General features: G+C 73.7%; 7 protein-coding genes. All 7 read right to left on the bottom strand.

The window, feature by feature from the left end:
- Positions 1–441: 441 nt before the first annotated feature.
- Positions 442–3,879 carry a nicotinate-nucleotide--dimethylbenzimidazole phosphoribosyltransferase gene (gene cobT, locus OTB16_RS38680; RefSeq protein WP_267727568.1) on the bottom strand — a complete coding sequence of 1,146 codons (3,438 nt, stop codon included), beginning with the start codon at positions 3,877–3,879 and terminating at the stop codon, positions 442–444.
- A 274-nt stretch (positions 3,880–4,153) separates the two neighbouring features.
- Positions 4,154–5,368, bottom strand: coding sequence for a precorrin-6y C5,15-methyltransferase (decarboxylating) subunit CbiE (gene cbiE / locus OTB16_RS38675; RefSeq protein ID WP_267727565.1), 1,215 nt, complete (start codon positions 5,366–5,368; stop codon positions 4,154–4,156).
- Positions 5,369–5,447: 79 nt separating this feature from the next.
- Positions 5,448–6,137: a GNAT family N-acetyltransferase gene (locus OTB16_RS38670; RefSeq protein ID WP_267727563.1), complete on the bottom strand. Its 690-nt coding sequence runs from the start codon at positions 6,135–6,137 to the stop codon at positions 5,448–5,450.
- A gap of 210 nt (positions 6,138–6,347) precedes the next feature.
- On the bottom strand, positions 6,348–7,211 hold the full coding sequence (locus OTB16_RS38665; RefSeq protein ID WP_267727561.1) for a MetQ/NlpA family ABC transporter substrate-binding protein: 864 nt from the start codon (positions 7,209–7,211) through the stop codon (positions 6,348–6,350).
- Between the two features lie 108 nt (positions 7,212–7,319).
- Positions 7,320–7,988 (bottom strand): methionine ABC transporter permease, encoded by a 669-nt coding sequence (locus tag OTB16_RS38660; protein ID WP_267727560.1) that lies wholly within the window; start codon positions 7,986–7,988, stop codon positions 7,320–7,322.
- The gene (locus OTB16_RS38655; protein ID WP_267727558.1) at positions 7,985–9,058 is read right to left on the bottom strand and encodes a methionine ABC transporter ATP-binding protein; all 1,074 of its coding nucleotides are present in this window, start codon (positions 9,056–9,058) and stop codon (positions 7,985–7,987) included. The genes OTB16_RS38660 and OTB16_RS38655 overlap by 4 nt, the downstream gene beginning before the upstream one ends.
- A 373-nt stretch (positions 9,059–9,431) precedes the next feature.
- Positions 9,432–9,753 (bottom strand): HAD-IA family hydrolase (locus tag OTB16_RS38650; RefSeq protein WP_267727557.1); only part of this gene is annotated, 322 nt, incomplete at its 5' end.

Below are 9,753 nucleotides of genomic sequence, written 5' to 3'. Positions count from 1 at the left end.
GGCTGGTGGTTCGGGGGATGCGGGTGGGGTCCCCGGGGGGCGGGGGTCGGAGCGCCCCCTGGAGTATCCCCTCCCTGGTCACGCCCCTCCTGTGGCAATCCCCCACCTGGTCGCGTCCCTCTTCTGAGGATCCCCTCCCTGGTCGCGCCCCCTGTGGCAATCCCCCACCTGGTCGCGCCCGCCGGTGGGGATGCCCTCCCTGGTCGCCCCCCTGTGGGGATCCCCTCGCGCGTCGCGCCCCCCTGTGGGGATTCCCTTATGGGTCGCCCCCCTGTGCGGGGATCACCTTGGGGGGCGCGGCCCCGTGGGGGATGCGCTCGCGGGCGGGAGCCCCGGCGGGACTTACCTCGCGGGTCGTCGTCCCGTGTGGGGGGGGGCTCGTGGGTCGGGGCAGGGGGCGGGCGTGGCCTCTCGGTTGGGGTCCCGGGCGGGGGTCCGCGGCTACTTTTCTGTTACGCCTGCCGAGTCGAACGTGGCGACCTCGTGCATCGCGCGGGCCGCGCTCTGGACCAGCGGGAGGGACAGCAGGGCGCCGGTGCCCTCGCCGAGGCGGAGGTCCAGGTCGATCAGGGGGCGCAGGCCGAGCGTGTTCAGGGCCGCCATGTGGCCCGGTTCCGCGCTGCGGTGGCCGGCGATGCAGGCCGACAGGGACTCGGGGGCGATGGCGCGGGCGACCAGGGCGGCCGCTCCGGCGCTGACGCCGTCCAGGATGACCGGCGTACGGAGCGCGGCGCCGCCGAGGAGGAGTCCGACGATCGCCGCGTGCTCCAGGCCGCCGATGGCCGCCAGGACGCCGATGGGGTCCGCCGGGTCGGGCTGGTGGAGCTCCAGGGCACGGCGTACGACCTCGACCTTGCGGGCGTGGGTCTCGTCGTTGATTCCCGTGCCGCGGCCGGTGACCTCCAGCGGGTCGACCCCGGTGAAGACCGAGATCAGGGCCGCGGACACGGTGGTGTTCGCGATGCCCATCTCACCGGTGAGCAGGGCCTTGTTGCCCGCCGCGACCAGGTCGCGGGCCGTCTCGATGCCGACCTCGATGGCGGCGACCGCCTCCTCGCGGGTCATCGCGGGGCCGACGGAGAGGTCGGCCGTACCCGGGCGGACCTTGCGCGGCAGGAGGCCGGGGGTCGCGGGCAGGTCTCCCGCGACGCCGACGTCGATGACGCAGACCTCGGCGCCGACCTGGTTGGCGAAGGCGTTGCAGACCGCGCCGCCGCCGAGGAAGTTGGCCACCATCTGGGTGGTGACCTCCTGCGGCCAGGGGGTGACGCCCTGGGCGTGGACGCCGTGGTCGCCTGCGAAGATCGCGACGGCCGCGGGCTCCGGGATCGGCGGCGGGCAGACCCGGGAGAGGCCGGACAGCTGGGCGGAGATGATTTCGAGCATCCCCAGGGCCCCGGCGGGCTTGGTCATGCGCTTCTGCCGCTCCCAGGCCTCGCCGAGCGCCTTGGCGTCGAGGGGGCGGATGCTGGCGACCGTCTCGGAGAGCAGGTCGTGCGGCTCCTCGCCGGGCAGGGCGCGGCGGCCGTACGTCTCCTCGTGGACGACCCAGGAGAGCGGGCGGCGCTGGGACCAGCCGGCCTGCGCCAGCTCGGGCTCCTCCGGGAACTCGTCGACGTAGCCGACGCACAGGTACGCGACGACCTCCAGGTGGTCCGGGAGGCCGAGTTCGCGGACCATCTCGCGCTCGTCGAAGAAGCTGACCCAGCCGACGCCGAGGCCCTCGGCGCGGGCGGCGAGCCAGAGGTTCTCGACGGCGAGGGCCGAGGAGTACGGGGCCATCTGCGGCTGGGTGTGCCGGCCGAGGGTGTGGCGGCCGCCGCGGGTCGGGTCGGCGGTGACCACGATGTTCACGGGGGTGTCGAGGATGGCCTCGATCTTCAGTTCCTTGAACTGCTTGGCCCGGCCCTTGGGCAGCGACTTCGCGTAGGCCTCGCGCTGGCGCTCGGCGAGTTCGTGCATCGTCCGGCGGGTCTCGGCGGAGCGGATGACGACGAAGTCCCAGGGCTGGGAGTGGCCCACGCTGGGCGCGGTGTGGGCCGCCTCCAGGACGCGGAGCAGCACTTCGTGCGGGATGGGGTCGGTGCGGAAGCCCTTGCGGATGTCGCGGCGCTCGCGCATCACGCGCAGGACGGCCTCGCGCTCGGCGTCGGCGTAGCCGGGCGCGGCTTCGCCGGTCTGCTCGCGTACGGGGTGGACGGGGTGGGCGTCGGCGGCCGCGGCGGGGAGGGGCTCGGGGCGGGCCACCGGCTCGGGCAGCGGGGCGGCGACGGGCTGGGGGGCGGAGTCCGCCTGGGGCGCGGTCTCGTCGGCGGGCGCCGGCTCGGGGAGGGCGAGGGGCTCGGGGACGGCGACCGTCTCGGGGACGGCCTCGGGTTCGGCTGCCGGATACGGCGCGGCGGCCGCGGCGTGCTCGGTGACTGGGGCCTGCGGCTCGGTCACGGCCGGGGGCTCCGGCGCGAAGACGGGCTCGGGCTCCGCAGCGGGCTCGGGTACGGCGATGAGCTCGGGTACGGCGATGAGCTCGGGTACGGGCTCGGCGGCCGCCGGGGCGGCTTCCGGGGTCTCGGCGGGCTCCGCCGGGGGCTCCGCGGCCGCGACCGGCTCCGCGGGGGCGACCGGCTCCGCGGGGGCGGCCTCGGCGGTCGGCTCGGGCTCCGGGTCGGCCATCGCGGGGGCCGGGTCCGCGGGGGCCGGGTCCGCGGGGGCCGGGTCCGCGGGAGCGGGCTCGGCGGCGGGCTCTACGGCCTCCGGGGGCTCGACGGCCTCGGGGGGCTCCGTGGTCTCGGGGGCCTGAACCACCGTTTCTGCGGGTGCGGCCACCGGCTCGGCCGCGGGGGCCTCGGCCGGGTGCGGCTGCTCCGGGGCGGCCGCCGCGAGCGGCTCCGCGTCCGGTACGGCGACGGGCTCGGGCTGCGGCTCCGCCGCCGCGGCGGCCTCGGCGGCCGACGCGGTGTCCTCGGGGTCCGCCGCCACCACCGGCGGCTCGGCCGCGAGGGCGGGTTCCGGCGCGGGTACGGGCTCCGGCGCCCACGCGGCACCGGTCTGCGGCGGGATCCCGCCCGGCTGCGGTGCGGGGGGCGCGACGGTCTCCGCGCGCGGGATGTCCAGGTACTCGGGACCCGTGGCCGGCGGTCCCGGCCGACGGAAGGGGGTCGGCGCGGCCGGGGTTCCCAGTACGGAGACGGCGGGGGCGACGGGCGCCGGGGCGGCGGCCGGGCCCCGGTCCGCGAGGGACCGTACGACGCCGCCCGTGGCCTCGGGCACGGGCGGGCCCATGTGCAGCGGTCGCCGGAGCGGGGCCGAGGGGGCCGCCTGCGCGGCGGGTTCCGCCGGGGGCGGGCCGACGAGCCCGCCGAGGTCGAGCGCGCCGGAGTCGCGGCCGCCGGCCTCGTGGGCGTCGGCACGGTACGAGGTGTCCGGGAACCCGGAGCCCTCGGGGAACCCGGGCTGGTCCGGGAATCCGGTCGGCTCGGGGAACACGGGCCGGTCGGGGAAGGCCGGCTGGTCGGGGAAGGCCGGCTGGTCGGGGAAGGCCGGCTGGGGGTAGCCGGAGTACGCGGCGGGCTCCGTGTAGGCCGCCGGGGCCCCCGGGTAGGCGGGCTCGGTGCCGTAGGGCGCGTCCGCGTACGGCTGCGTCGGGGCGGGGAAGACGGGGGCGGGCGGGACGACCTGCGGGTCGCTCCAGGCGCCCTGGCCGCTCGGCATCAGCAGCAGTTCCTCGTCGTCCGGCTCGGCCGGGTCGTCCACGAGGTCCTGGAAGGCGTAGCCGGGGGGAAGCGGCGCCGGGATCCGGACCGGAGCGGGGATGCCCTGCTGATCCACCATGCCCGCGTTGTCCGGGAGACCCTCGCCCGGGACCTGGCCGGTGTCAGTCATGCGTACCCCTCGCCCATCGGTGTTGCCTCTTCGATCGCCCGGTCGCCCACGAGGCCGACGGGCGGAGTTGCCGTGCGGGTCGCCGTCCGGCGCTCCCGCCTCGGCACGCCCCGGCGACGACCACTAAGCATTGTCGCGCCCCGTTCGCCCGCGTGGCGGCCATAACCGCCGCGGTCCGTTGTGGACTGCGCCACGTCGCGCGTTCCGGCGGTGTCGCGGTGCCCGAATCGTCCTGGGCGGTACGACGATCGGCCAGCCTACCCCGGCCCCCGTCTCAGCGGGTCACAGGGCGTTGTGCCGACAGCAGGAAGACCACGGAACGGTCCTGTTCGGCCCAGGTGCGGGGGTCCAGGCCCACCGACTGGAGCAGGGCGCACTCGACGGCGTACCCGTGTTCGGTGAGCGCCCGGGTGATGGCCTCCGCCTCGTCGCGGGTGGAGGCGTGGCTGACGATGCGTTCGGGGCGGCGGTCGGCGACCGCGCGGACGACCTCGGCCCCGCCGCCGCCGACGCGGACGACGTCGGGCTCGGGCAGGTCCTCCAGTACGTACGGCGCCCGCCCGGTCACGACCTGGAGCTGTACGCCCCGCTCGCGCGCGGCGGCGGCCACCTGTGCGCAGGCGTCGGGGTCTGCGTCCACCGCGATGACGGCGGCGCCGAGGGCGGCGGCGTCCACGGCGACCTCGCCGGTTCCCGTGCCGATGTCCCAGACGAGGTCGCCGGCGCGGGGGCCGAGCCGGGCGAGCTGGGCCGCGCGCAGCTGCGCGGTCTCGCCCTCCCGGGTGTCGGCGCGGGGGCGGGCCCAGCCCCGGTCGGCGCTCTGCGCGGCGGACTGGGCGGCGCTCTGGCCGAACAGCCAGCCGGACTCGCCTGCCGCGGCTTGTCCGGCGCCGCCGATGACGATGACGACGTTCGGGTCGCGCCAGGTGTGGTCCGCGGCCTTGTCGGAGGTGAGGACGCTGACCTGCTCCCGGTCGGTGCCCAGTTCCTCGCAGACGACGAAGGTGCGGTGGATCCCGCCGAGGAGCAGGGCGAGTTCGGCGGGTCCGGCGCCGGGCGAGGTCAGGACGGCGACCTTGCCGTGGGCGCGGCAGACGTTGACGGCGCGGCGCAGGGTGCGGGGGTGGGCGACGACGACCTGGGCGTCGTCCCAGGGCATGCCCGCGCGGGCGAAGGCGGCGGCGACGGCGGAGACCGCGGGGACGACCTCCACCTCGAGGCCGTGCTCGGGGGCGCGCAGGGTGCGTACGACGCCGAAGAAGCCGGGGTCCCCGTCGGCGAACACGACGGCGGTGCCGCGGTGGCCGGCGATGCGGCGGGCGGCGAGCTCGAGGCTGCCGAGGCGGACGCGCTCGGCGGTGTGCGGGACTTCGGGGAGCGTGAGGTGGTGTGCGGCGCCTGCCACGAGGGTGGCGGCGGAGAGCGCGGACCGGGCGGCCGCGGTCAGGGGCGAGCCGTCCCAGCCGATCACCGTGACCCGGTCGGCCATCGTCGTCAGTCTCCTGGTGTGGGTGCAGGGGAAGCTTCGTCAAGGGGGGCGGGCACGGTGAGACTACCTGGTCATCGGGTCAGTGCCAGTCGGCGCCGACGGCGTAGCCGTTCACCTCGGCGCGCGGTGCGAAGGAGGTGCCGCCGGCGTAGGCGCCGTATCCGTCGTAGTCCTCGTACCCGTCCGTGTCGTCGAGGTCCTCGGGGACGAGGCTCCAGACGATGAGGTCGGTGCGGGTGTCGGTCCAGGTTCCCTCGGCGGTCTGGGTGCGCACTATCCAGGCGTTGCGCAGGACGCCCTCGCTGATGCAGCCGATCTTCTGGGCGACCTGCTGGGAGGCGGTGTTGTCGGCGGCGGTGCGCAGTTCGAGGCGTTCGAAGCCCTGGTCGCGGAAGAGCCACTGGGCGACGGCGAGCACGGACTCGCTGGCGTAGCCCTCGCCGCGGGCCCAGGGGGCGGTGAGGTAGCCGACCTCGGTGGCGCGGGTGCGCCAGTTGGTGTTCTGGAGGTGGACGATGCCGACGAGGCGGTGGGTGAGGAACTCGGTGACGGCGAGGACGATGCCGCGGCCCTCGGTGCGTTCGGCGTGGGACCGCGCGGTGGCCCAGGCGTGTGCGTCGGCGAGGGTGTAGGGGTGGGGCGCGGAGGTCCAGGCGGTGATCTGCTCGTCGTTCATCATCTCGGCGAGCGCGGTGACGTCCTCTTCCTCGAAGGAGCGCAGCACCAGCCGGTCCGTGCTGATGGTGACGTCCGGGAAGGTGGTAGTCATGCGCAGCTCCAAGCCTGGGACCGTGGTGCGACCGTGGTGCGGTACGACCCCGTGCGGGCCCGTTGGTGACGGACCGTCGTACGGGTCGTAGGCCCACAGCATGCAGCATCGCCCGGGGGAAGTGCAGGGCCGGGTTGCCCGGAAGCGGGCACGGCTCGGCCCCGCGCGCCGCCGGGCGCGCGGGGCCGGGCGCGCGGGGCCGGAAGGGGGTCAGGCCTGCGGGGTGCCGAAGGCCGGGGTGACCGAGCCCTGGTACTTCTCCTCGATGAACTTCTTGACCTCGTCGGAGTTCAGGAGCTTGGCGAGCTTCTGGATCCGGGGGTCGTCCTGGTTGCCCTTCTTGACCGCGAGGAAGTTGGCGTAGGGGTTGCCTTCGGCCTTCTCCAGGATCAGCGCGTCCTTGGCGGGGGCCAGGTTCGCCTCGAGGGCGTAGTTGCCGTTGATGACGGCGGCGTCCACGTCGTTCAGGGCGCGCGGGACCGTGGCGGCCTCCAGCTCCTTGAACTCCAGGCCCTTCTTGTCGGTGATGTCGGACAGCTTGGCGCTGGTGCCGACGCCCTCCTTGAGGGTGATCAGGTTGTTCGCCGCGAGGAGCTGGAGCGCGCGGCCCTCGTTGGTGGTGTCGTTGGGGACGGCGATGGTCTGGCCGGGCTTGATGTCCGTGAGGGCCTTGGCCTTCTTGGAGTAGAGGCCGAGGGGCTCCAGGTGCACGTTCACGACGGGCACGATGTTCGTGCCGTTCTTCTTGTTGAAGTCGTCGAGGTACGGCTTGTGCTGGAAGTAGTTGCCGTCGACCTGGCCCTGCTCGGTGGCGGTGTTCGGCAGGACGTAGTCCGTGAACTCCTTGACCTCGAGCTTCAGGCCTTCCTTCGCCGCGAGCTTGTCCTTCACGAAGTTCAGGATGTCGGCGTGCGGGCTCGGGGAGGCCGCGATGACGAGCGGCTTGCTCTCGTCGGTCTTGCCGCCGTCGGCCTTGGTGGAGGACGGGTCCGAGGAGCTGCCGCAGGCGGTGAGGCCGAGGGCGAGCGCGGAGGTGGCGGCGGCGAGGGCGGTGAGCTTGACGTTCTTACGCACGAAGAGTGCCTTTCTTGCTGAACAAGTTCCGAAGACTTGCTGGTGGTGGCCCTGGCACGACAAGTGCGGGCTCGATGAGGGGAGGGGAAGTCCGTGGTGCCCGCGGTCTCAGGCTGTCCGGCCGCGGCGGGCCAGGAGGCGGACCGCGCCGTCGCCGATCAGCTGGATCACGGTGACGAGGGCGATCAGGACGACGACGGTGGCGACCATGAAGCCGGTCTCGAAGCGCTGGAAGCCGTACGTGATGGCCTTGGAGCCCAGTCCTTCGCCGCCGACGGCGCCCGCCATGGCGGAGTAGCCGACCAGTGTGATGACGGTGGTGGTGACGCCGGCGACCAGGGAGGGCAGGGCCTGCGGGAGCAGGACCTTGCCGACCAGGGTGGGGACGGAGCCGCCCATGGACTCGACGGCCTCGATCAGGCCGTGGTCCACCTCGCGGACGGACGTCTCGACCAGCCGGGCGAAGAAGGGGATGGCGCCGATGGCGAGCGGGACGATCATGGCGGTGGGGCCGATGAAGGTGCCGACGACGGCCGTGGTGAAGGGGATGAGGAAGATCAGCAGGATGATGAACGGCAGCGAGCGGCCGATGTTCACTATCACGCCGAGGACCTTGTTGAGCGGCTGGTTCTGCAGCAGTCCGCCCTTGTCGGTGAGGACGAGCAGGATGCCGATGGGCAGTCCGCCGAGGACGGTCACCAGGGTGGACCACAGGACCATGTAGAGGGTGTCGTACGTGCCCTGGGTGAGCAGGGGCTGCATCTCGGACCAGGTCACTTGGCACCATCCTTGACCAGTGCGGCGATCTCGGAGTCGAGCTCCGCGTCGATGCCGGCGTCTTCTTCGGCGTCGACGATGTCGACCTGGAGGCCCTGCTCGCGCAGGAAGCCCACCGGCACCACGTTGTCCTCGTAGCGGCCGGGCAGCTCGATGCGCATGCGGCCGATCTGCCGGCCGGCGACGGTGTCCATCGCGGCGCCGAGGATCGAGATGTCGATGTTGTACGTCCGCGACAGCTGGGAGATGACCGGCTGCGCGGCGGCCTCGCCGTGGAAGGTGACGTCGACGACCGTGCGGTCGGGGCCGGTCGCGGCGCCGGTGACCGGGAAGAGCTCGCCCGCCAGCTCGGAGCCGGGGGTGGCGAGCAGTTCGGAGACGGTGCCGGACTCGATGACGCGGCCGTTCTTCATGAGGGCGGCCGAGTCGCAGACGGACTTGACCACGTCCATCTCGTGCGTGATGAGCAGGACGGTCAGGCCGAGTTGCCGGTTGAGGTCGCGCAGCAGCTGGAGGATCGAGCGGGTGGTCTCGGGGTCCAGGGCGCTGGTGGCCTCGTCCGACAGCAGCACCTTGGGGTCGCCGGCCAGGGCGCGGGCGATGCCGACGCGCTGCTTCTGGCCGCCGGAGAGCTGGCCGGGGTAGGCCTTGGCCTTGTCGGCGAGGCCGACCAGGTCGAGGAGTTCGAGGGCCTTGCGGGAGCGTTCGCGGCCGGAGACGCCGAGGATCTCCAGGGGCAGCTCGATGTTGCCCTGGACGGTGCGCGCGGACAGCAGGTTGAAGTGCTGGAAGACCATGCCGATCCGGCTGCGGGCCTCGCGGAGCTCCTTGGAGGCGCGGCGGCCGCGCCCGGCGAGGGCGGTCAGGTCCGTCCCGTCGACGCTGACGGTGCCGGTGGTGGGGCGCTCCAGCAGGTTCACGCATCGGATGAGGGAGGACTTGCCGGCGCCGCTCTGGCCGATGACTCCGTAGACCTCGCCCTCGCGGACGTGGAGGTCGACGCCGTCCAGGGCGGTGACCTCGCGGCCACGGGACTGGTAGACCTTCGTGAGGCCCGATGTGGTGATCACAGGATTTCCGTCGCTGTCGAGTGCGCGGCGCAGCGGTGCCGGGCACGGGGCATACATCTGGGGACGCGATACGGGTCGAACCGTCAGAAAATGATCATGTCGACGCGTGCATGGGGCAGGAACGATCCGCGCTGCGGGAAGCGGTGGCGGAGCGGCTCCGCCGTCTCGCTTCGGGGCGCGAGGATGCGGGAAGGGGCCCTCAGAAGGCGCGCATTCGACACATACAACGAGCACCGGGCGTCATCGTCGCCTCGGTCGCAAGGGTGCGGCTGCTCGTCGTGGTCATGGGCCCAAGTAAAGCAGACCTCTCCCCTGACCGATCAATGTCGTCCGGTATGCGGACGATTTTCGACCACATACCGGACAACAGCGGTCAGTTGCTGCCGTCCGTCCCGATCATCAGACCGGCGGCGCTGACCTGCGCGGACACGGCCGACAGGTCCCGCACGACCACGTCCGCGTGAAGCTCCCCGGCGGGGTGGGTTGTGGTCAAGGCCACGGTCCGCATGCCGGCCGCCCACCCGGCCGCGAGGCCCGCCGGGGCGTCCTCGAAGACCACGCACCGGGCCGGGTCCACGCCCAGGCGCCGGGCCGCCAGTAGGAAGGGCTCGGGGTCGGGCTGGCCCCGGGTGACGTCGTCGGCGGACACGATCACCGGGCAGTCGATGCCCGCCTCGCGCAGCCGCGCCTGGGCG

The organism is Streptomyces antarcticus (assembly GCF_026627255.1).
In the GTDB taxonomy this organism is placed as follows: Bacteria; Actinomycetota; Actinomycetes; order Streptomycetales; family Streptomycetaceae; genus Streptomyces; species Streptomyces antarcticus.
The sequence above is the reverse complement of the archived record's forward strand: the minus strand, read 5'-3'. Positions and strand labels throughout refer to the sequence as shown.

Excerpts from the sequence above, each read along its gene's own strand:
- cobT (WP_267727568.1), bottom strand. The coding sequence starts at position 3,879 with ATGACTGACACCGGCCAGGTCCCGGGCGAGGGTCTCCCGGACAACGCG.
- cbiE (WP_267727565.1), bottom strand. The coding sequence starts at position 5,368 with ATGGCCGACCGGGTCACGGTGATCGGCTGGGACGGCTCGCCCCTGACC.
- OTB16_RS38670 (WP_267727563.1), bottom strand. The coding sequence starts at position 6,137 with ATGACTACCACCTTCCCGGACGTCACCATCAGCACGGACCGGCTGGTG.